The organism is Olivibacter sp. SDN3 (assembly GCF_014334135.1).
Taxonomy (GTDB): domain Bacteria; phylum Bacteroidota; class Bacteroidia; order Sphingobacteriales; family Sphingobacteriaceae; genus Olivibacter.
Genome location: NZ_CP060497.1, coordinates 4,559,775 through 4,581,483, shown reverse-complemented (window position 1 = coordinate 4,581,483; position 21,709 = coordinate 4,559,775). Strand labels below are relative to the sequence as shown.

The 21,709-nt window shown below is 39.5% G+C and carries 18 protein-coding genes, 1 tRNA gene and 1 pseudogene; 18 read left to right on the top strand and 2 right to left on the bottom strand.

The features are described from left to right. Window positions 1-38: 38 nt before the first annotated feature. From H8S90_RS19315 to H8S90_RS19295, 5 genes and pseudogenes are all read left to right on the top strand, one after another. Window positions 39-1,115, top strand: a complete 1,077-nt coding sequence (locus tag H8S90_RS19315; RefSeq protein WP_255501663.1) for a YncE family protein — start codon at window positions 39-41, stop codon at window positions 1,113-1,115. 145 nt (window positions 1,116-1,260) lie between these two features. Beyond that, window positions 1,261-1,629, top strand: a complete 369-nt coding sequence (locus H8S90_RS19310; protein WP_187339448.1) for a hypothetical protein — start codon at window positions 1,261-1,263, stop codon at window positions 1,627-1,629. Further along, window positions 1,568-2,266, top strand: a complete 699-nt coding sequence (locus tag H8S90_RS19305; protein WP_255501662.1) for a penicillin-binding protein activator LpoB — start codon at window positions 1,568-1,570, stop codon at window positions 2,264-2,266. The genes H8S90_RS19310 and H8S90_RS19305 overlap by 62 nt, the downstream gene beginning before the upstream one ends. Before the next feature lie 73 nt (window positions 2,267-2,339). Beyond that, complete coding sequence (locus tag H8S90_RS19300; RefSeq protein ID WP_255501661.1) at window positions 2,340-3,722, top strand: COG3014 family protein; 1,383 nt, start codon at window positions 2,340-2,342, stop codon at window positions 3,720-3,722. Between the two features lie 268 nt (window positions 3,723-3,990). Beyond that, window positions 3,991-5,514, top strand: a pseudogene (locus tag H8S90_RS19295) (IS1182 family transposase); the annotation flags it as partial. A gap of 377 nt (window positions 5,515-5,891) precedes the next feature. Here the strand turns inward: H8S90_RS19295 and H8S90_RS19290 are convergent. Next, the gene (locus H8S90_RS19290) at window positions 5,892-7,478 is read right to left on the bottom strand and encodes a peptide chain release factor 3 (RefSeq protein WP_187339446.1); all 1,587 of its coding nucleotides are present in this window, start codon (window positions 7,476-7,478) and stop codon (window positions 5,892-5,894) included. Window positions 7,479-7,786: 308 nt separating this feature from the next. Here H8S90_RS19290 and guaB point away from each other — a divergent pair, with 308 nt between their 5' ends. The 12 genes from guaB (at window position 7,787) to idi (ending at window position 20,696) form a co-directional block, all read left to right on the top strand. After that, window positions 7,787-9,262: an IMP dehydrogenase gene (gene guaB / locus H8S90_RS19285; RefSeq protein WP_187339445.1), complete on the top strand. Its 1,476-nt coding sequence runs from the start codon at window positions 7,787-7,789 to the stop codon at window positions 9,260-9,262. A 421-nt stretch (window positions 9,263-9,683) separates the two neighbouring features. Beyond that, window positions 9,684-10,919: a nucleoside permease gene (locus H8S90_RS19280; RefSeq protein ID WP_187339444.1), complete on the top strand. Its 1,236-nt coding sequence runs from the start codon at window positions 9,684-9,686 to the stop codon at window positions 10,917-10,919. A gap of 99 nt (window positions 10,920-11,018) precedes the next feature. Then, on the top strand, window positions 11,019-12,698 hold the full coding sequence (locus H8S90_RS19275; protein WP_187339443.1) for a GMC oxidoreductase: 1,680 nt from the start codon (window positions 11,019-11,021) through the stop codon (window positions 12,696-12,698). 35 nt (window positions 12,699-12,733) lie between these two features. Further along, a complete protein-coding gene (locus H8S90_RS19270; protein WP_187339442.1) occupies window positions 12,734-14,194 on the top strand; it encodes a Gfo/Idh/MocA family oxidoreductase in 1,461 nt (486 codons plus the stop codon). 23 nt (window positions 14,195-14,217) lie between these two features. Further along, the gene (locus H8S90_RS19265) at window positions 14,218-14,787 is read left to right on the top strand and encodes a gluconate 2-dehydrogenase subunit 3 family protein (RefSeq protein WP_187339441.1); all 570 of its coding nucleotides are present in this window, start codon (window positions 14,218-14,220) and stop codon (window positions 14,785-14,787) included. Window positions 14,788-15,026: 239 nt separating this feature from the next. After that, window positions 15,027-15,941, top strand: a complete 915-nt coding sequence (locus tag H8S90_RS19260) for a metal ABC transporter solute-binding protein, Zn/Mn family (RefSeq protein ID WP_187339440.1) — start codon at window positions 15,027-15,029, stop codon at window positions 15,939-15,941. Between the two features lie 23 nt (window positions 15,942-15,964). After that, entirely contained in the window at window positions 15,965-16,753 is a 789-nt protein-coding gene (locus tag H8S90_RS19255; protein WP_187339439.1) for a metal ABC transporter ATP-binding protein, read from the top strand. Window positions 16,754-16,759: 6 nt separating this feature from the next. After that, complete coding sequence (locus H8S90_RS19250; RefSeq protein WP_187339438.1) at window positions 16,760-18,049, top strand: iron chelate uptake ABC transporter family permease subunit; 1,290 nt, start codon at window positions 16,760-16,762, stop codon at window positions 18,047-18,049. A gap of 32 nt (window positions 18,050-18,081) precedes the next feature. Next, entirely contained in the window at window positions 18,082-18,969 is an 888-nt protein-coding gene (locus H8S90_RS19245) for a metal ABC transporter permease (protein WP_255501660.1), read from the top strand. Then, a complete protein-coding gene (locus tag H8S90_RS19240; protein WP_187339437.1) occupies window positions 18,953-19,660 on the top strand; it encodes a tRNA1(Val) (adenine(37)-N6)-methyltransferase in 708 nt (235 codons plus the stop codon). The genes H8S90_RS19245 and H8S90_RS19240 overlap by 17 nt, the downstream gene beginning before the upstream one ends. A 13-nt stretch (window positions 19,661-19,673) precedes the next feature. After that, entirely contained in the window at window positions 19,674-20,141 is a 468-nt protein-coding gene (locus tag H8S90_RS19235) for a 3-oxoacyl-ACP synthase (RefSeq protein ID WP_187339436.1), read from the top strand. 27 nt (window positions 20,142-20,168) lie between these two features. Beyond that, complete coding sequence (gene idi / locus H8S90_RS19230; protein WP_187339435.1) at window positions 20,169-20,696, top strand: isopentenyl-diphosphate Delta-isomerase; 528 nt, start codon at window positions 20,169-20,171, stop codon at window positions 20,694-20,696. A gap of 215 nt (window positions 20,697-20,911) precedes the next feature. On the opposite strand, the gene H8S90_RS19225 is transcribed toward idi, so the two are convergent. Beyond that, window positions 20,912-20,994 (bottom strand) — tRNA-Leu (locus H8S90_RS19225). Between the two features lie 237 nt (window positions 20,995-21,231). On the opposite strand from H8S90_RS19225, the gene H8S90_RS19220 reads away from it, so the two are divergent. Continuing rightward, window positions 21,232-21,666 (top strand): DUF2147 domain-containing protein, encoded by a 435-nt coding sequence (locus H8S90_RS19220; protein ID WP_187339434.1) that lies wholly within the window; start codon window positions 21,232-21,234, stop codon window positions 21,664-21,666. Window positions 21,667-21,709: the final 43 nt, after the last annotated feature.

Here is a 21,709-nt window from a genome sequence, read left to right as displayed (position 1 = left end):
AAATAAGATTTTCAGGATTTAACATGCTAATTATAAGTATGTTATTGTTTTGTGGCTGTAGGAAAAATGCCGAAGAATTGCCAGAGGAGTCTTTTAATTTTAAACAAGGGTTTTACTTGTTAAATGAGGGAAATATGTCAATGAACAAGGCTTCGCTTGATTTTTACGATTATCACACGGATCGCTATGAGCGCGATGTTTATAGAAGAGCTAATCCAGGGGTTGTATTGGGCCTAGGGGATGTTGGAAACGATGTTCAGTTATACGGAAGTAAATTATACGTAATCGTCAATGCATCTAATAAAATAGAGGTTCTTGACGCAAATACAGCGAAGAGAATAAAACAAATTGACCTTATTAACTGCCGTTATATCACTTTTCATGAAGATAAAGCGTATGTTAGTTCGTATAATGCAGAAATAGGTTTGGATCCCAATTCTCCTCTCGGAAAGGTGGTTGAAATAGATACATCTACTTTAAGTATCACAAGAAGTGTCAGTGTAGGAAGACAACCAGACGGTGTTGCAATAGCCAACAATAAACTATATGTAGCAAATTCAGGAGGATATAATCCAAATGCGTACGAACGCACCTTGTCCGTGATCGATCTCGATGCATTTGCTGAAATAAAACGAATTGATGTGGGAATTAACCTCCATCGGCTAAAGGTTGATCATGACGGAAATATTTTAGTTTCATCAAGGGGCGATTATACCGGTCAGCACTCAAACTTATTTTTGGTAGACACTAAGACAGATAAAGTAGCGCACACGTTTAACTTACCCATCAGCAACTTTTGGATAGATGGCAAACAACTTTATACCTATAGTTCCGAATGGAGTAATCAGGAACAACAAAATAATATCAGTTACCATTTGATAGACCTAAGTGATGTAAACGCTCCTCCTTCTGTGTATATAAAGGATGGAAGCGAAGAACAGATAGCTATGCCATATGGTATAGCAGTAGATCCCGAGCGGAAAGATATATACATTACTGATGCGAAAAATTACGTTACACCCGGAACATTACATCAATATGATACCTCTGGTAAACTTGTACGGTCTTTCAGTACGGGAGATATACCGGCTCATATTGCTTTTATCAACTTCTAATGGCAATGAATAATTTTTCGCTTACTTTAATCCTTTATGTTTTTTTATTGTCAAAAGATAGCGAGTAAATACTACTATCATGCGTATTAAGAGTCATTTTGTAACAATTAAAGAATACCTTTGTCATATCAAAAATTTGAAAGAGATGAATAAAAAATGGATCCCCGTTCTTTTAATGGTTCTATTCTTATTTGTTAGCTTAGGATATACGCAAGATAAAAATTTGTCAGACCAAAACCCGCGGCACTACAAAAGTGCAGAGAAATATCTTATAATAAGCGATTCATTGTTGAGGACACAAGGAACGACAGTGCAGCAAACTTATAAAGCCTACGATTGGTACACCGCCAGACAGGAGCGACGTGCACTCCGTAAAGAAAGAAGACACTTGGAAAGGGTAAGTAATCCTTATTGGGATTGGTACTATCCAAGTTTTGGTTTTTACAATAATATTGGATTTAACAATTGGGGTTGGTATCCTTCGTATGGTTTCAGAATTGGCGGATTTTGGTAGATCCGTAATGTACAAAAGTGAAAAAACATCAATTAAATTAATAGAAATAGATATGCAAGTAAAACCTCTTTTGTTTGTGGCAGCAATCACCCTTTTTATTTCATCTTGCGCTAGACAGGTAACAAGGGTTAGTCCAGACGAAGCCATTGATATTAGTGGCAATTGGAATAATACAGATTCGCGGATGGTTGCGGACGAAATGACCAAAACAATTTTGGGATCCAGTTGGCTAGGTAATCATCTTGAAAAAAACGGTGGTACTAAGCCTGTCGTTGTAGTGGGGATGATGCAGAACAAAAGTCATGAACATATAGATGCTGAAACATTTGTGAAGGACATCGAAAGAGCTTTCGTCCAAACACAACGCGTTAGGTTAGTTCAAGGAGGTAAGAAGAGAGAAGAGTTAAGGGCCGAAAAAGCAGATCAGCAGGATAATGCTTCTTTATCAACAATGAAAAAATTTGGGCTCGAAAATGGCGCTGATTACATCCTTCAAGGTTCTATAAACTCTATTGTTGATTCTCATAAACGTCAAAAAGTAGTTTATTATCAAGTTGATCTTGAGTTGACTGATATTCAGAGTAATGAGGTAATTTGGATAGGCGACAAAAAGATAGCGAAATACGTTAGAAACTAAGCGTAGTAGCTCCATATATCCTATGAAGGAACGATTCAGGCATATTTTTAGAGCATCGATAATTTTCCTTTCGATGCTCTTTCTATGTAATTGCGCCTCTTATAATAGTAGAGTTGCTCCTTACTACAAGAAAATATCTGAAGGTAATTTTCAAGAGGCCGAGCAGAATCTGTCAAAAATCGCGTTATTGAAAAAGCCAAGAAATAAGTTGCTTTATCTGTTAGAAATGGGGAGGGTCTCTCACTTGAATGGCGATTACGAGGCTAGTAATAACTATTTTAACGAGGCTGATCGTCTATTAGAAATTGGACTCAGCAATGTACAGGATGCCGTTGTCGGTGTCGTCCTGAATCCGATGGCCCAGAACTATAAAGGGGAGGATTTTGAAAAATTCATGGTGCATTATTACAAAGCACTCAATTATTTGTACCTGCAAAAGACAGAGGATGCCATAGTGGAGGCTAGAAGAATAACTTTGCAGACTCAAGAACAGTCGGATAAATTTAACAACAGGGAAAATAGATATACCAAGGATGCTTTTTCGCTGATGCTTCAAGGCATGATATATGAACATGATCGTGACTTCAACAATGCTTTCATAGCCTATAGAAATGCAGCAAACGTTTACTTAGGAAGCTCTGATAGTACTTCATATGGCATAAAAATACCCTTTGGTTTAAAGTATGATGTCATGAGGATGGCTTACCTCAATGGTTTTGATAGCGAGCTACAGCACTTTGAACAGTTGTTTAAGATACCTTATGAGCACTATATTCCTGGCGAAGGAGGGGAGCTTATTCTATTTTGGGAAAATGGTTTAGCTCCGATTAAACAACAAGAAGAGATTTTATTTTCCATGATTAAGGGCAGTGATGGTGACTGGTTTTTTACTAATTCAACTGGAACGATATATATTCCGGTTGATCGGGATGTTTACAAAGGAGGAAGCAGTTTGAATGATGTTCACACGATACGGGCTACTTTACCTAGGTATATTTCTTCCGCGCCCTATTATAGCGAAGCGCGTGTTGAAGTTGATAATGAGACTTTATATTTTGAAAAAGCAGAAGATATCAATGTGCTGGCAGTCGAGACGCTAAAACAGCGGTATACCAAGGAAATAGGGAAAATGCTTACCCGTCTAGCTGTTAAAAAAACAGCAGAGTATGTACTAAAGGAAAGTGCTAAAGGAACCGGAAAAGATGGTAAAGATAATGTGTTGCTGGAAAGTTTAGGCTTTGGAGTGCAACTATATAGTTTATTGTCCGAAAAAGCGGACACGAGGAACTGGCAATCGCTGCCAAACGAAATATATTATACACGTATACCTTTGAAGAAAGGAACAAATAACATTGTTTTGCACTTGATAGACCAAGAAGGTAATGAGCAAGCCGATACGATTACAATTAATGGGAATGGAAGATTACAGTTTGTAAGTTACCCAACCTTACGTTGATTTTCCCTATAACCTATTTAGTTTTGCTGGATTTTGAATTTGTTGTTAACGTTTCCTGCGTTGATTTCCTATCCGTTTTGGTACACATTTACCCATGCCATATTCATATTAAATTCTAAATTAACATAGTATAAACAAAGGGTTGATAGAGGATTAACGGAGCTGTCTAAAAAGCCCTATTAATAGAAGATCCCCGATACTGAAAAAGTGTCGGGGATTTTTATTTTTTGTCCTAAAAAACAGTTATTTTTAGGTGCACCCAAACAATATGGCAAACATACTATTCAAAGCATTACCGTCCAACAGTCCGAGCCTGTTTCCGGAAGATATTTTTGCAAAGATCCCAGAGAACCACCCGGTACGTCTGGTAAATGCAGTGGTTGACAGACTGAACATCGACCACATCATAGGACAGTACAAAGGTGGCGGCACGAGCAGTTTCCATCCGCGTATGATGATCAAAGTGCTGTTCTATGCCTATCTGGGCAACATCTATTCGTGCCGCAGGATAGAAAAGGCCTTACAGGAGAATATCTATTTCATGTGGCTTTCGGGCCACAGTGCACCGGATTACCGAACGATCAACCACTTCCGTGGCAAAAGACTTAAAGGGCATATCCATTCCCTTTTTGCCGATGTTGTCCGTTTGCTTGCCGAACTGGGCTATGTAAGCCTAAAGGTCCAGTACATAGACGGTACAAAGATTGAATCGGCGGCAGGCCGTTACACTTTTGTATGGAAAGGTTCGGTGGAAAAGAACAAAGCAAAACTGGAAAATAAAATACAGTCGGTCCTCTCGGACATTGAATCACAGATAAAACAGGACCAATCGGAACTGGGCAGGGATGAAACACCCAAACCTATTAAGAGCAATGAGCTCAGGGACAGACTTTCTTTACTGAACGAAAAGCTCAAAGCAACAGCAAAACCTACCCAAAAACAGCTTAAAAAGCTGCGGGAAGAACATCTTCCAAGGCTGGAAAAGTACGAAAAGCAATTGGCTACACTGGGGGAAAGGAACAGTTACAGCAAAACCGATGAAGATGCCACCTTCATGCGGCTGAAAGATGACCACATGCAGAACGGGCAGCTCAAACCGGCCTACAACACGCAGATCAGTACGGAAGAACAGTTCATCACCCACTACAGTATCCACCAGACAAGCACCGATACCACCACATTGGAAGACCATCTTGATAGCTTCGAAGATCAATATAACAGGCAGAGCGATGTGGTGGTGGCCGATGCCGGTTACGGAAGTGAAGAGAACTATGAAATGCTGGAATCAAAGAACATAGAAGGTTACGTGAAATATAATTACTTCCACAAAGAGCAGAAACGCAACCAGAGGAACAATCCTTTTCTATTACAGAACCTGTATTATCATAAAGAGCAGGACTTCTATGTGTGCCCGATGGGACAGAAGATGGAGTTTGCCGGTAAGGGAATACGCAAAAGCACCAATGGATATAGTTCCCGGGTGAGCTATTACAGGGCCGAACGCTGTGAAGGCTGCCCGCTTCGGGGGCAGTGCTATAAAGCGCAGGGAAACAGGATCATCGAAGTCAACCACCGGTTGAACGAACTGAAGACCAGGGCACGCGAACGTCTAACATCGGAAACAGGAAAGTACCACCGGAGTAAACGCCCCATAGAAGTGGAGGCGGTCTTCGGACAGATGAAAAGCAACAACAGATTCAACAGGTTAACCATGAGGGGGCTTGAAAAGGTCGATATTGAGTTCGCCCTGATGTGTATAGGGCATAACCTGAGAAAATGGTCGAAAAAGCTCCTGAAAACAACTTCGTCAGGCCCAAACAACGAACCTAAATACAATAATCCCCTTATTTATGACCCCAAATGGATAAACTACTGCTATCAACCATTGGTCGCATAGAGTAACATCCTAAAACCGATAGACTCTACAGGTAGATACAAAACGAAAGAAGGCGCCCTTTTTAGACGCCTTCGTTAAAACTTAGTTAAAACAATGTTGAAACTTATTTACTGTGACATTTAATATGAAGATAATGTCAATTAGGACCGTAATGAGGTAATCGCCGGCCACTGATTAGTACGGCGACAATGGATATTAAGGAGAATGGTATTGCAATAAATGAGCTAATGTGGATGCTGGATTTAATAATCAATGGATAGATGATAAATCTGTTACCATTCGGAGGTTTCATGAAAGATAATATCGGGATATTCCCGCATGGTTGAATCAATGTCCCATTTAGAATTTGAAAGATATACAGGCCTGTTTTCTTTGTCAAACGCGATACGGTTTGCTTGAGAACGCATTAATTGCTGGATTTGTTCATTGTTTTCAGAGATGATCCAACTCGCTTTGGTAAAGCTAATTGAACGAAAATTACAGGATGCTCCGTACTCATTTAACAATCTAAATTTGATTACTTCAAACTGTAGCTCTCCAACCGTTCCGACAAATTTTCTACTACCTAAGTTTTGAATAAATAATTGCGCAACCCCCTCGTCAACTAATTGACTAATCCCTTTTTCTAACTGTTTTGTCTTCATAGGGTCGGTATTTTCCAGTTCTTTGAAAATTTCCGGTGAAAAGCTTGGGATACCAAGGTATTTCAGTGGCTCGCCTTCAGTAAGCGTGTCACCAATTTTAAAATTCCCGGCATCGTAAAGGCCGATTACATCTCCAGGCCAAGCTTCTTCGACAAGACTCTTCGTATCGGCCATAAAACTAGTCGGAGACGCGAACTTAAGTTTTTTTGATAAACGTACATGTTGATAGAATTTGTTTCGTTCAAATTTTCCGGAACATATTCTGCAAAATGCAATCCTGTCACGATGGTTTGGGTCCAAGTTTGCGTGTATCTTGAAGATAAAACCACTAAATTTAGCCTCCCCCGGTTCAACTTTACGCATGTCCGTTTCCCTTGCCTGTGGTGGTGGAGCAATTTCAATGAATGTATCTAATAATTCCTGTACGCCAAAATTGTTGATAGCGCTTCCAAAAAAAACCGGAGCCAAATAGCCAGACCTGTAAAGACCAAGGTCGAATGGCTCGTAAACACCTTCCACGAGTTCTACCTCGTCTCTGAGTTTTTGAGCTGCTTTTTCACCGATACGCACAGTTAACTCCTTGTTTTGAATATCATCTAATTGTAGGTATTCTTCCGAAATTTCCATTTTGCTATCGGGGCTAAACAGCTTCAGCTGTTTTTTAAAAAGATGATATACTCCCTTAAAGGTACTCCCAATTCCAATCGGCCAACTCAATGGCCTAGTAGAAATGTTTAACTCCTTTTCGATTTCCTCCAACAGATCAAAGGGGTCTTTCCCTTCGCGATCCATTTTGTTGATGAACACCATTACCGGAATATGACGCATCCGACAAACGTTCATCAATTTTCGTGTTTGCTCTTCAACCCCCTTTACACAATCCACCACTAAAATCACCGAGTCTACCGCAGTTAAGGTACGATAAGTGTCTTCAGCAAAATCCTTGTGACCCGGTGTGTCCAAAATATTTATTTTTCGATCTTTATAGTTAAAACCCATGACTGACGTCGCAACAGAAATTCCCCGTTGTTTTTCGATTTCCATAAAGTCAGATGTGGCAGTTTTATCCGCTTTATTGCGCTTTACGGTACCTGCTTTTTGGATAGCACCACCAAAAAGTAAGAGCTTTTCTGTCAATGTCGTTTTACCCGCGTCAGGGTGACTGATTATGCCAAAAATTCTTCTTTTATCAATTTCTGTCTTTAATGTGCTCATGGTGGAACGTGGAGGTGCTATGTTAAAAATAGGTGCAAAGGTACGGATTTATTTATTATATGATGGTAAAATGTATTTATATATACATCATATCACCTAAAACTGGATGCGAAGAGGGACAGCTATCCGCAAGAAAAACTTATCGTTCAAAAAGCAATTTTGGCATATCCATACGAAAGGTAATTACTAGATATACAAAATTACTTTGAGCTTACAAAAAAGAGGTAGAATTGATAAAAGAGCTAATTGAAATACGAAAATTAATCGTACTTTTGCCTGGCAAATAGTAACCCCTATACATATTTGCTATGCAATTAGATCCAGAAAAGTTTGTAGCTGAAGGTCTCACCTACGACGATGTATTATTAATTCCTGCGTACTCAGAAGTATTGCCACGCGACGTGGACACAGGTACGCAGTTGACAAAAAAAATCCGGCTAAATATCCCGTTAATTTCCGCTGCTATGGATACTGTTACAGAATCCGAGCTTGCTATTGCTTTAGCCCAAGCGGGAGGTATTGGTATTTTACATAAGAACATGAGTATAGAAGCACAGGCGGGAGAGGTACGTAAAGTGAAACGATCCGAAAGTGGAATGATTCAAGATCCGGTTACCTTAAATGAAGATGCGCTGGTTGGTGATGCCTTTAATATTATGAAGGAAAATAAAATAGGTGGGATTCCTGTATTGGATAATAGAAATAAGCTTGTAGGTATTGTAACCAACCGGGATTTACGTTTTCAAAAAGATATGAACAGGCCAATTAGTGAGCTGATGACTAAGGAGAATTTAGTTGTTGCTCCTGTTGGCACCAACTTAATTAAAGCAGAAGAAATACTGCAAAACTATAAGATTGAAAAATTACCCGTCGTAGACGAGGACGGTATTCTTGTGGGTTTAATAACTTTTAAGGATATCCAGAAATTTAAACACTATCCAAATGCTGCGAAAGATCAACATGGTCGTTTACTAGTGGGTGCAGCAGTAGGTGTAGCGGCTGACAATATAGACCGTGTAACTGAGCTAGTTAAAGCTGGTGTCGACGTTATTACCGTTGATACCGCACACGGCCATTCGAAAGGAGTGGTTGATATGGTGCAATTGGTAAAGAGTAGATATCCGGATTTACAGGTTATTGCTGGAAATATAGCGACAGCAGAGGCTGCTATTGCCCTGGCAGATGCTGGCGCAGACGCTGTTAAAGTGGGGATCGGACCAGGATCTATTTGCACCACCCGTATCGTGGCTGGGGTAGGTGTTCCACAGCTCTATGCTGTTTTCGAATGCGCCAAAGCACTCAGAGGCAGAGAAATTCCAGTAATAGCCGATGGCGGAGTTAAGCAAACGGGGGATATCGTGAAAGCAATCGCAGCAGGAGCCAGTACCGTAATGGCGGGTTCTTTATTTGCGGGAGTAGAAGAGTCACCTGGCGAAACAATTATTTATGAAGGTAGAAAATTTAAATCTTACCGGGGTATGGGGTCTGTAGACGCCATGGCAAAAGGGTCGAAAGACCGTTATTTTCAGGATGAAACAGATGTCGTAACTAAGTTGGTTCCTGAAGGTATTGTTGGCAGAGTGCCATACAAAGGTACATTAGCTGAAATTGTTTATCAATACATAGGTGGTTTAAGAGCCGGTATGCATTATTGCGGTGCTGCAACTATCGAACAGCTTCAAGGGGTAAAATTCGTTAAAATAAGTGCAGCAAGTATGCGTGAGAGTCACCCACATGACATTGCGATCACCAAAGAAGCTCCAAATTATAGTAGCAGACAATAGAAAAAACGGTTTAGCTTTTGAAAAATCCTGCAAGCATATGATTGATTGCAGGATTTTTTTATTGAAAATGACAATATATCTAAATTGTTATACAACGGAAATATTACCATAATAATAATCTTAGTGTACTTTATACATGTTGATTATCAGTGTTTTTACTGATGATACGGATTTGTACAATATTTTTTTTATCCGAAGCGTTTGATATTAAGTTCAATAAAATTTCTAACGGTATTTTGGAATTTTTAAAAAATCGACTACTTTTAGTAAATTTTAACTTAGATTTCTGTAGGCAAACAGCTATAATTTGTTTGTCTTGTGAGCTAACTTTATTATATTAACTAATTGAAAATTAACTATTTATTAATGCTTGAGTCAGTAAAACATACTAGAGCAACCAAAACTTGTACTAAACCTTATTATGAACACAACTACACGTATTAAGCTTTCTTTTATGATGTTTCTTGAATTTTTTATTTGGGGAGCATGGTTTGTTACATTGGGAACGTTCCTGAATATCAATTTGAATGCTACTGGCCTCGAAAGTGCAAATGTCTTTTCAACGCAATCTTTCGGAGCCATAATAGCCCCCTTTATCATTGGCTTAATTGCTGATCGCTATTTTAACGCAGAGCGGATACTGGGCGTATTGCATTTGGTGGGCGCGTTATTGATGTATCAAATGTATAGCGCATCGAATGTCGCAGTTTTCTATCCTTATGTATTGGCTTATATGATCGCCTATATGCCTACATTGGCTTTAGTTAATTCAGTTTCTTTTAGACAGATGAGCAACCCTGAAAAGGAATTTTCCGCTATCAGAGTATGGGGAACTATCGGCTGGATTATCGCAGGTCTGGTAATTAGTTACCTATTTCACTGGGATTCTGGGGAAAGTTTAAGAGAGGGGGCTCTTAGAAACACTTTTTTAATGGCTGGTATTGCATCGTTGATCTTGGGGCTATATAGTTTTATTTTACCTAAAACCCCTCCAATTGCTAGAGAGGCTGGTCAAAAAAGTAGTATATCCGAAATATTAGGGTTAGATGCTCTTAAATTGCTAAATAAGAAAGATTTTCTTGTCTTTTTCGTATCAGCAATTCTTATCTGTATACCTTTGGCATTCTATTACCAAAACGCGAATCCATTTTTATCGGATATTGGTCTTCCTAATCCTACGGGCAAAATGGCCATCGGACAGATATCGGAGGCCTTGTTTCTCTTGTTATTGCCAGTTTTCTTTAGCCGTTTTGGTTTTAAGAAAACTATTTTGTTCGGTATGATAGCATGGGCTATCCGCTATATACTGTTCGCTTATGGTAATGCAGACGAATTATCTTTCATGTTAATCATAGGAATTGCTTTACATGGTATATGTTACGATTTCTTTTTCGTTTCCGGACAAATTTATACAGATGCACGTGCCGGTGAGAAATATAAATCTTCGGCTCAAGGCTTAGTTACTTTGGCTACGTATGGAGTCGGTATGTTGATTGGCTTTTGGGTAGCGGGTTTTGTAACAGAATATTATAAAGAAGCCGAAGTAACTAATTTTTGGCAAAGTGTATGGATCGTACCCGCCTCAATCGCAGCGGTGGTATTTGTACTCTTTTTTGTTTTCTTCAAGGAAGAAAAGGAAATAAATCCATCTGTGTAACGTATAGATAGTTAAAACCAAATCCTTACACAAGAGAAAAAAACATTAAAATAACTCTAACTAAAAATACTAAAACGACAAAATAAACTAAATCAAATTATGGCAGATAATGTATATGATGCGATAGTAATCGGATCAGGTATCAGCGGAGGCTGGGCAGCCAAAGAATTGACAGAGAAGGGTCTCAAAACGATTATGCTTGAACGTGGCAGAAACATTGAGCATATCAAAGACTATGAGAGCCCTAATAAAAACCCGTGGGATTTTCCGCATAGGGGCGGAAGAACGCAAAAGATGATTGAGGATTATCCTGTACTAAAACGCGACTATCCCTTAAATGAAACGAACTTAAATTACTGGGTTAATGAAAAGGAAAGTCCGTACGTTGAAATCAAGCGTTTTGATTGGTACCGTGGTTATCATCTTGGCGGAAGATCACTGATGTGGGGTCGTCAAAGTTATCGATTAAGTGATTTAGATTTTGAAGCTAATTTAAAAGATGGAGTAGCTGTTGACTGGCCTATTCGTTATAAGGATATCGCACCCTGGTACAGTTACGCAGAGAAGTTCGCTGGCATAAGTGGAAATAAAGATGGTATAGATATATTGCCCGACGGGGAATTTATGCCTCCTATGGAAATGAATGTCGTGGAAAAGGATATCGCGGCACGTGTGAAAAAACACTATGGAGGAAAGAGACATTTTATTATAGGTCGTACCGCTAACATTACTGTTCCTCATAATGGCAGGGTGAACTGTCAATACCAGAATAAATGTTGGTTGGGATGTAATTTCGGAGCATATTTCAGTACGCAATCTGCTACGTTACCCGTAGCTATGAAAACAGGTAATCTAACTGTTCGGCCTTGGTCTATTGTTACAAAAATATTATATGATAAGGATACGAAAAAAGCCAAGGGAGTTGAAGTGTTGGATGCAGAAAACAACCAAACATATGAATACTTCGCAAAAGTGATTTTTGTGAATGCTTCGGCATTAAACTCTGCCTGGGTATTGATGAATTCTGCAACTGACATCTGGGAAGGTGGTTTAGGAAGCAGTAGTGGAGAGCTCGGACATAACGTGATGGACCACCACTTGGGTGTTGGCGCAGGAGGCCGGGTTGAAGGTTTTGAAGATAAATACTACTTCGGTCGACGTGCAAACGGTCTTTACGTACCTCGTTTCCAAAATGTAGGAGACGATAAGCGCGATTATATAAGAGGCTTTGGTTATCAAGGGGGTGCCAGTAGGCAAGGTTGGAGTCGTGATATTCCTGAAATGAATATTGGTGGCGATTGGAAAGACGAACTTTGCGAACCAGGATCTTGGAGTATAGGACTGGGTGGTTTTGGTGAAATATTGCCGTACCATGAGAATAAAATTACGCTGGATAAAGAGAAGAAAGACAAATGGGGGCTACCTGTTTTGGCTTTCGATGTGGAGATGAAAGAGAATGAATTTAAAATGCGTGAAGACATGGCCAACGATGCGAAAGAGATGCTCGAAGCTGCGGGAGTGAAAGATGTGTATACTTATAACAGAGAATATGGCTTTGGACAGGGTATTCATGAAATGGGTACTGCCAGAATGGGAAGAGATGCAAAAACATCGGTTCTGAATGAAAAAAATCAAGTTTGGGATGCACTTAACGTATTTGTTACGGATGGAGCATGTATGACATCTGCGGCCTGTGTAAATCCCTCACTCACTTATATGGCATTAACTGCACGTGCGGCTGATTTTGCCGTTAACGAGCTGAAAAAGGGAAATCTTTAATTCAAACAAATTAAAACTATATTTAATATTAAATTATGTCTGATACTAATAATAGCAACAAAAAGAAAAAGATAAGCGAATCCAGAAGAAGCTTTCTAAAAACAGGGGCTATGGCTGCTGCCGGCTTTATGATTGTTCCGAGACACGTACTGGGTGGAACTGGATTTATAGCGCCAAGCGATAAATTACAGGTAGCCGGAATTGGTGTAGGAGGGAAGGGATCCAGCGATATTAACTCTTTCTATGACAGCGGTAAAGCAGAGATAGCATTTCTCTGTGATGCAGACGACCGTAGAGCTGCTGGATCTGTAAAGAAATATGCTAAAGCGAAATACTATAAGGACTATAGAGAAATGCTTGATAAAGAACACAAGCATATCGACGCAGTATCCGTTTCAACACCCGACCATAATCATGCGATTCAAGCCCTGGCAGCAATGCAGTTAGGAAAGCATGTTTACGTGCAAAAGCCATTAACACACGATGTTTGGGAGGCAAGAATATTGACGGATGCCGCTAAAAAATATAAAGTGGTTACGCAAATGGGTAATCAGGGAGCATCTAATGATGGCCCGAGACAAGCACGTGAATGGTACGAGGCTGGGATAATAGGAGATGTTCATACGGTATATTGCTGGACAGACCGACCCGTGTGGCCGCAAGGAATTCAATGGCCAACTCAAAAAGCAGAGGTTCCCAAGGAATTGGATTGGGATCTTTGGTTGGGAACAGCGCCTCAGAAGGACTATATTGATAAATTGGTGCCTTTCAATTGGCGTGGTTGGTGGGATTACGGAACAGGGGCTTTAGGTGATATGGGATGCCATTTACTTGAAATGCCTTTTAGTATGTTCGGTTTAACTTATGTTCAGGATGTTCAAGCAAGTGTTGGAACAGTGTATGTCGACGAGTTTAAACGTGGATATTTTCCAGAAAGTTGCCCGCCATCAAGTCACGCGACCTTAACATTCCCAAAAACAGAAAAAACTACTGGACCAATAAAGTTGCATTGGATGGATGGAGGTATTCAACCTGAAAGACCTGAAGAATTGGAGCCAAATGAAATCTTTGGTGATGGTGGTAACGGAATTTTAATTATAGGTACCAAAGGTAAAATACTAGCCGATACTTATGGAAAAAATGCACGCTTATTACCTACTTCGAAAACAGACAGTGTAAACGTACCTCAAAAGTATGCACGAGTTAATGGTGAAGAAGGCGGGCATTACGCACAATGGGTAGAAGCATGCTTAGCAGGTTACGGCAAACAAGAGGTTAGTTCTCCGTTTGAAATTGCAGGACCATTAACCGAGGCTTTGTTAATGGCTAATCTCGCTATAAGAGGTGCTGACTTGAAAGTTAATAATGATTACCCTGGCCGCAACATCAAGTTGATATGGGACAATGACGCGATGAAAGTGACAAACTTTGATGAAGTGAACCAGTATGTTAAACGGGAATACCGTACCGGTTGGGATATAAATTATACATTATAATAAAACGAATTAATTAATTTGATATGAATAGAAGAGAAGCCTTAAGCCGAGTAGCTTGGATTATGGGGGGTACCGTAATTGGTGCCAACTTATTTCTGGAAGGCTGTACTCGACCTGCATCTAAAGACGTCGAAAGTCTGTTCAAAGATGAACAAATCGATTATTTAGGAGATATTGCTGAAACAATCCTGCCACAAACGGCCACTCCAGGAGCCAAAGAAGCAGGTGTGGGGGCATTTATTCCCGTAATGGTACGCGACTGTTATACCAAAGAAGATCAAAAGATATTTCTTGATGGTTTGAATAAACTAGAGGAGTCGTCGCAATCCAAATTTGGGAAGAAGTTTCAGGAATTGACGAAGGAAGATCGCACCACCTTACTTACGGAAATCGATAAGGAGGCAAAAGATCATGCCAGCAACAAAAAATCAGAAGATCCTGCACACTATTTTAGCATGGTTAAACAATTAACACTCTTAGGTTTTTTTACTTCCGAGTTGGGAGCAACAAAAGCTATGCGTTATGTTCTGATTCCAGGAAAATACGATGGCAACGTGCCCTATAAAAAAGGAGATAAAGCCTGGGCAACATAAGGTGTTATAAGTTATACAAAAAAAGCAATCTCAAAAGAGATTGCTTTTTTTGTATGTAACAATAACTAGGTTTCTTCAAAACGTAAGAATAAACAAGGCGCGTTATTAGGTGAAAGAAAGTCAGAGAAAGCACTACTCGTTTTTTATCGTTATACCTTCGTCTTAACAAAGTTTTTGTTAAAAAGGCCGTACAAAAATTGTTAGGTTAGTCTAATTTTTATATTTTTGTTTACGGATATATGAAAATCAAGATTTTTATTTTCGCCTTAGTTATTTTCAGCCAGCTCTCAGGTTGCCGTGAGCCATCTCTAAAAAGGGATAAGCCATATATTGTTACCACGACCGGAATGTTGGCAGATGCTGTTAGAAATATTGTGAAAGACACTGCAGATGTAGTGGCAATTATGGGTGCCGGGGTTGACCCTCACTTATATAAAGCAAGCCAAGGTGATCTTGAGAAATTTTTAGAAGCCGATCTGATTGTTTTTGGCGGCTTACATTTAGAAGGAAAGCTTACAGAAGTGCTGACGAAACTTGGGCGTACAAAACCTGTATTTGGCGTAGGAGATCAACTTCCCAAAGCGATGGTAAGAGTAGATCGTTCCTTTAGTTCGGCTGTTGATCCACACATTTGGTTTGATATAAAACTCTGGTCGGCAGTAGTGGATTTGCTGGCGAAACGTTTAATGGAGTTAGACCAGGCAAATGCTGCATACTATCGATTAAATGCCGATCATTATATTGAGCAGTTAGATGCTTTGGATGTGGAAGTGAGGGCGCAAATCCAGACAATACCTCCAAAAAAAAGGGTAATGATTACCGCGCACGACGCATTTAATTATTTTGGACAGGCTTACGGAATAGAGGTCAAAGGCCTACAAGGCATATCCACTACCGCGGAGTTTGGTTTGAGAGATGTTTCTATTTTGGTTCGTTTGATTATGGAAAGGGATATTAGTTCGGTGTTCGTTGAAACTTCGGTCTCAGATAGAGCGATTAATGCTGTTGTTGCCGGTGTACGTGAACGGGGTGGAGAATTGAAGATAGGAGGTAATCTTTTTTCCGATTCCATGGGGGCAGAAGGTACTCCAGAGGGAACATACATTGGGATGTTTAAATATAATGTACGAACAATTGTAGATGCTTTAAAGTAGTGTTAAATATAAAATAGATAGCAATGATTGAACATGTTGACAATCCTGTATTGGAAGTACACGACTTGACAGTGAGTTATTCGCGTAAACCTGTTTTATGGGGAATTGATTTCACCTTGCCAAAGGGCTGTATTGCTGGAATAATCGGACCAAACGGTGCAGGAAAATCTACTTTAATAAAGGCCATTATGGGCGTACTATCGGTGTCGAGCGGTTATGTAAAAATTTTTAATCAATCATTAGATAAAGTTCGGGGACGGGTTAGCTATGTTCCACAGAAAGAATCTGTCGATTGGGATTTCCCTGCCTCTGTTTTAGATGTGGTGCTGATGGGACGATACGGAAAAATAGGACTGTTAAAAAGGGTAAGTAAGGCGGATAAAAAAATAGCCCTGGAATGCATCGATAAGGTGGGTTTGAGCGCCTTTACTAAACGGCAGATTTCACAATTATCTGGTGGGCAACAGCAAAGAGTATTTCTAGCAAGAGCACTTGCACAAGAAGCAGATTTCTATCTCATGGATGAACCTTTTGCTGGAGTCGATGCAGCCACGGAGAAAGCCATCATCGAAATTCTCAGGGATATGGCAAACTTAGGCAAAACAATTATTGTTGTGCATCACGATATACAGTCGGTTATTAATTATTTTAATTGGGTAATTCTTATTAATATGCGCTTGGTGGCTTCAGGGCCTACAAAAAAGGTGTTTAATAATGAGTTAATACAGGAAACATATGGAGGCAAGCTAACCTTACTAACTGAGGTTGGTAATATTTTAAAAGAAAAACAAATGCCATCTAGAGAAAATTGATCAGGTATGGAGGATCTCATTACTTTTTTTTCATTCACAGATCCCAATATTCGATATGTAGTTTTGGGCGCTATATTATTAGCCGCAAGTTCGGCCATTGTAGGGTGCTTTACCCTGCTTAAGAAAAAAGCACTTGTGGGAGATGCCGTTGCCCATTCTGTACTACCGGGAGTGTGTGCTGCATTTTTATTTGCGGGAGACAAGAATACGGTATTGCTAATTGTAGGTGCCTTTATAACTGGCTGGATATCACTATTAGCTATCGATTATATTACGGCTAAATCGAAAATAAAGCAGGATGCAGCTATCGGTTTAGTGCTTTCTGTATTCTTTGGTGTTGGTATTGTATTATTGACTTTTATACAACAATCTGGTAATTCCGCTCAAAGTGGTCTGGATAATTTTATATTTGGCAAAGCTGCGGCTCTCGTAGGCCAAGATCTTTGGGTATTCAGTATTATTTCGATCGTTCTGTTAGTGGTTGTGTCTGTTTTTTTTAAAGAACTAACGTTGGTAGCATTTGATGAGAGTTATGCCATTAGTTTGGGCTTACCTGTACGAGGTTTGGATGTATTACTTACAACGCTTACAGTTTTAGCGGTGGTAACTGGTATAACCGCTGTTGGTGTAGTTTTGATGGCAGCAATGTTAATCACACCGGGTTCCGCTGCTCGGTATTGGACAGACAATATTCGAATCATGGTGTTACTTGCTGCAATTTTTGGAGCCATATCGGGAATTGCTGGTGCATATATATCTTATGTGGCGCCATCTATGCCCACGGGCCCTTGGATGGTTGTTGTTTCGTCAATAATTGCTGTTTGCTCTTTTCTATTGGCGCCTCGGAAAGGGATAATAGCAAGGTGGTACAATAGCAGACAGAATAGGTTTCTGATGTTAGAGGAAAACACCTTGAAAGTGTTTTATCATCTTGGCGAAGAGGATAAGAGTTTTCAAGCACCAAGGAGTATTGCTGTTTTGTTGGGTAAACGAGCGCTCGGAAAAAGTAACCTTTATCAAGGATTAAAAAGGTTAAAAATTAAAGGATTGTTAGAGCCATTGGCAGGTCAATGGCAACTTACCGCGAAGGGTGTTGAAAAAGCAGCAAAGGTGGTGAAATTACATCGACTATGGGAACTGTACTTAACAAATTATATGAAAATAGCTCCTGATCATGTGCATGATGATGCCGAAACGATTGAGCATATTATAACGCCTGAAATTGAGACAGAGTTGGAACATTTATTGGATTATCCTAAGATAGATCCTCATAAACAAGAAATTCCAAGATCCTAGCGTAAGGCAAATTGAGTATTTAAAAATATGGTATGATTGCTTTCTGGATTATTTTAACGGGGGCCCTTGTCGCAATTTCTTGCGGCCTTTTGGGCTGTTATTTAATATTAAGAAAAATGAGCATGGTTGGCGATGCAATCAGTCATGCCGTTTTACCGGGTATAGTTATCGCTTTCCTGATGAGTGGAAATCGTGATCCAGTAATTATGTTGATAGGGGCGGGGGGAATTGGTCTATTAACTACTTTCATTATTGAATATTTCCATACGAAAGCTAATTTACAAACAGATGCTGCTATTGGCGTAACGTTCACTTTACTTTTCGCAATAGGCATTATTTTGATCAGTGTGTTTGCTGGTAAAGTGGATATAGATCAAGATTGTGTACTTTATGGAGAAATTGCATACGTACCTATCGATCTTTGGATATTAGACTCTGGTATGGTGATGGGACCTAGACCTGTATACATTTTATCCATTATCCTTATACTGGTGTTACTGTTTATTGTTCTGGGTTATAAGCAATTAACCGTAACAGCTTTTGATCCATCTTTTGCAGCGGCCATTGGTATCTCTACAACTTTATGGCATTATTTGCTAATGGGTGCAGTATCATTAACTACAGTTGCTTCATTCGAGTCTGTTGGAGCAATTTTGGTGGTTGCATTCTTGATCGGCCCTCCGGCCACAGCTTATTTACTGACAGAAGACCTTAAGAAGATGATGACCATCACCGTGATTTTGGGAATATGCATTTCTGTTTTCGGCTATTGGTTGGCTTATTGGTTAAATGCTTCGATTGCCGGTTGTATGACGGTAATATTAGGTCTATTTTTTCTTTTGGCTTTTATCTTTGCTCCAAAGTCGGGGCTATTTTTTAAATATTTCCACCGCAGAACAAAGCATGTCATCCCCGTTTAGATTTAAAGAATTTAGTGTAGAGCAGGAAGGAGCTACAATGAAAATTAATACGGACGGTGTTTTGTTGGGAGCGCTTGCTTACCATAAAGCGCCTAAACGTATTTTGGATATTGGTACAGGCACCGGAGTTATTGCATTAATGATGGCTCAACGCTTCGAACAAGCGGTTGTCGATGCCCTGGAAGTTGACAAAATAGCCTTCCTGTTGGCTCGGGATAATTTTGCTGATTCCCGATTCTCACGTCGTTTAAACGCCCATCAAACAGCTTTTGAGACCTTTTCTACATCATTTTGCTATGACTTGATTGTAAGTAATCCTCCTTTTTTTATGAACGCCTTGAAGAGCCCGGATATCAGGAAATCAAATGCAAGGCATGCATCTTTCAGGTTTTATGAGGATTTACTAAGTCGATCGCATACTTGGCTTGCCCCTAATGGTTTCTTACAACTGGTATTACCACCGGCCTTAGCGAGTTATGTTGTTGAAAGCGCTAATACGTTGTTTGCTTTCAATCAGGTAAGCTCCATTCGCCTAAAGTCTTTTGTACATAGTGAGTGTTTTCGAGAGATTCTTTTTCTTTCAAAAAATGAAGAAGCTAGTACTTGCAGTGATTTTGTCATCTACAAAGAAAAAGGGGTGTACTCAGAAGAATATATTGAACTTTTAAGACCTTTTTTCTTGAATTTTTAGCATATAATTGCATATGTTGAAACAAATTGATCAAGGAGTAAAAGAGAAACTATATGAGTATATTGTAGCTTATGTAGATCAACGCATCACAACTGCTCAGGATGCATTAACAGCAGCAAGAGATGCCGCTAACGATGACACCAAAAGCAGCGCTGGTGATAAGTATGAAACCACTCGGGAAATGATGCAGCAAGAGATCGAAAGAAGTCAAGGTTTATTAAAAGATGCTGAAGAGATGCGTACTATAGTTGATCATCTAAATAGCCATGCAAGAGCTGGAAACGTATGTCTGGGATCGCTGGTTCTTACCGATCACGGACATTTTTATCTTTCAATTAGTGCCGGAACTATTATCTTAGATGAAATAAATTTTTATGTGATATCTTCTAAATCGCCTCTCGGAAAATTATTTCTGTATAAATCAATCGGCGACGATGTGTTATTTAATGGTAAAAGGTATCAAATTTTGGGCATACTTTAACAGTGCCAAAAAAAGTTCTATACAATTATGAAAGAAGTAATATTGGTTAATCTACAGGATGAAATAGTGGGAAGTATGGAAAAAATGGAAGCGCATCAAAAAGGAATTCTACATCGAGCTTTTAGCGTTTTTTTATTTAATAGTGAGGATGAGCTGCTATTGCAAAGACGGGCTATGCATAAATATCATAGTGGAGGACTATGGACAAATACGTGTTGTAGTCATCCAGCTCCGGGAGAGACTATCATGAATGCTGCTAAAAGAAGATTAGTTGAAGAAATGGGAATTGTTGCTGATTTAAAGCTTATAGATTCCTTTATCTATAAAGCGCATCTTGACAACGGATTAATAGAACATGAATACGATCATTTGTTGACAGGGAATTACAATGGTGAAGTAGCACTGGTAAATCAAGAAGAGGTGATGGATTTTAAGTGGATAGCGTTTGATGCACTCCAACAATCAGTCAACTCGTTTCCAGATCAGTTTACCGTATGGTTTATAAAGGTATACCAAGATATCTTTAAAAAATATCTAGAGGATAAAAAAATATAAGACAGAATTAAAGCGTCTAAAAGCAGATTGGCTGTGCCCCGCGGTTCCGCACTTGATGGCCGCAGCCATCTGTGGGTAGGAGGTCAACCATCGAAATGGAAGCCGGCCACTTCGTGGCTTTGCCTTTTGTTGTTTTATCGCTCACACAAGCACAAGCTTGGCTCACCATAAAACAACAAAAGCCCTAGCTTTCGCAATGGCTTCCATTTCGATAGTGCCCAGGAGCAGATTCGAACTGCCACGCCCTTAGGGCGCCACCCCCTCAAGATGGTGCGTCTACCAATTTCGCCACCTGGGCAGGGAATGCGGTGTATACCCGCGAAGTGGCTGCAAATATAACACTTGTATTTGGTTTAGGAAATATTTCTTAATAACAAGTTTCTTTTTTGATTCGTGTGTGCAAACTTTATGAACACTAACGAGGTTCTTTAAAAAAAAACATTTATTTTTATGCATGCATAATACTTACTAATTCTAAAGAGGTTATATAAATGTGTTAATAAGTATCAATTGAACTATTTTAAATCTATTAGTTATGAAAAAAATTCTGTTTGCTTTGATTTTTTGTATAATATCCTTACATGCATTTTCGCAAGGTGATGATATAGTCGGTAAGTGGCAAAATCCTAGTGGTGAAGGGAGAATTGAAATCTCAAAAGAAGGAGATAATTTTTTCGGAAAGCTATACTGGCTTAAAGAACCAAATGATGAAAATGGACAGCCAAAAAAGGATTCCAAGAATCCAGATAAGGAAAAACAATCTAGGCCTATTCAAGGCCTGCAAATTTTGCAAGGCTTTGTAGATAAAGGAAAAGGTTCTTATGAAGATGGTACAATATACGACCCTAAATCTGGAAAGACCTATAGTTGTAAAATGACGTTAAAAGATCAAAATAAATTGGACATAAGAGGTTATGTAGGTGTAAGCTTACTTGGAAGAACAGAAACGTGGACGAGAGTTAAAGAATAAAAGCTAACAAAATATCTGGGCATTAACAATGTCATTAAGGCCC

Bases quoted from the DNA above. Each gene is read 5' to 3' on its own strand.
- H8S90_RS19315 (WP_255501663.1), top strand. From the start codon at position 39: ATGTTATTGTTTTGTGGCTGTAGGAAAAATGCCGAAGAATTGCCAGAG.
- H8S90_RS19310 (WP_187339448.1), top strand. From the start codon at position 1,261: ATGAATAAAAAATGGATCCCCGTTCTTTTAATGGTTCTATTCTTATTT.
- H8S90_RS19300 (WP_255501661.1), top strand. From the start codon at position 2,340: ATGCTCTTTCTATGTAATTGCGCCTCTTATAATAGTAGAGTTGCTCCT.
- H8S90_RS19290 (WP_187339446.1), bottom strand. From the start codon at position 7,478: ATGAGCACATTAAAGACAGAAATTGATAAAAGAAGAATTTTTGGCATA.
- guaB (WP_187339445.1), top strand. From the start codon at position 7,787: ATGCAATTAGATCCAGAAAAGTTTGTAGCTGAAGGTCTCACCTACGAC.
- H8S90_RS19280 (WP_187339444.1), top strand. From the start codon at position 9,684: ATGAACACAACTACACGTATTAAGCTTTCTTTTATGATGTTTCTTGAA.
- H8S90_RS19275 (WP_187339443.1), top strand. From the start codon at position 11,019: ATGGCAGATAATGTATATGATGCGATAGTAATCGGATCAGGTATCAGC.
- H8S90_RS19270 (WP_187339442.1), top strand. From the start codon at position 12,734: ATGTCTGATACTAATAATAGCAACAAAAAGAAAAAGATAAGCGAATCC.
- H8S90_RS19265 (WP_187339441.1), top strand. From the start codon at position 14,218: ATGAATAGAAGAGAAGCCTTAAGCCGAGTAGCTTGGATTATGGGGGGT.
- H8S90_RS19260 (WP_187339440.1), top strand. From the start codon at position 15,027: ATGAAAATCAAGATTTTTATTTTCGCCTTAGTTATTTTCAGCCAGCTC.
- H8S90_RS19255 (WP_187339439.1), top strand. From the start codon at position 15,965: ATGATTGAACATGTTGACAATCCTGTATTGGAAGTACACGACTTGACA.
- H8S90_RS19250 (WP_187339438.1), top strand. From the start codon at position 16,760: ATGGAGGATCTCATTACTTTTTTTTCATTCACAGATCCCAATATTCGA.
- H8S90_RS19245 (WP_255501660.1), top strand. From the start codon at position 18,082: ATGATTGCTTTCTGGATTATTTTAACGGGGGCCCTTGTCGCAATTTCT.
- H8S90_RS19240 (WP_187339437.1), top strand. From the start codon at position 18,953: ATGTCATCCCCGTTTAGATTTAAAGAATTTAGTGTAGAGCAGGAAGGA.
- H8S90_RS19235 (WP_187339436.1), top strand. From the start codon at position 19,674: ATGTTGAAACAAATTGATCAAGGAGTAAAAGAGAAACTATATGAGTAT.
- idi (WP_187339435.1), top strand. From the start codon at position 20,169: ATGAAAGAAGTAATATTGGTTAATCTACAGGATGAAATAGTGGGAAGT.
- H8S90_RS19220 (WP_187339434.1), top strand. From the start codon at position 21,232: ATGAAAAAAATTCTGTTTGCTTTGATTTTTTGTATAATATCCTTACAT.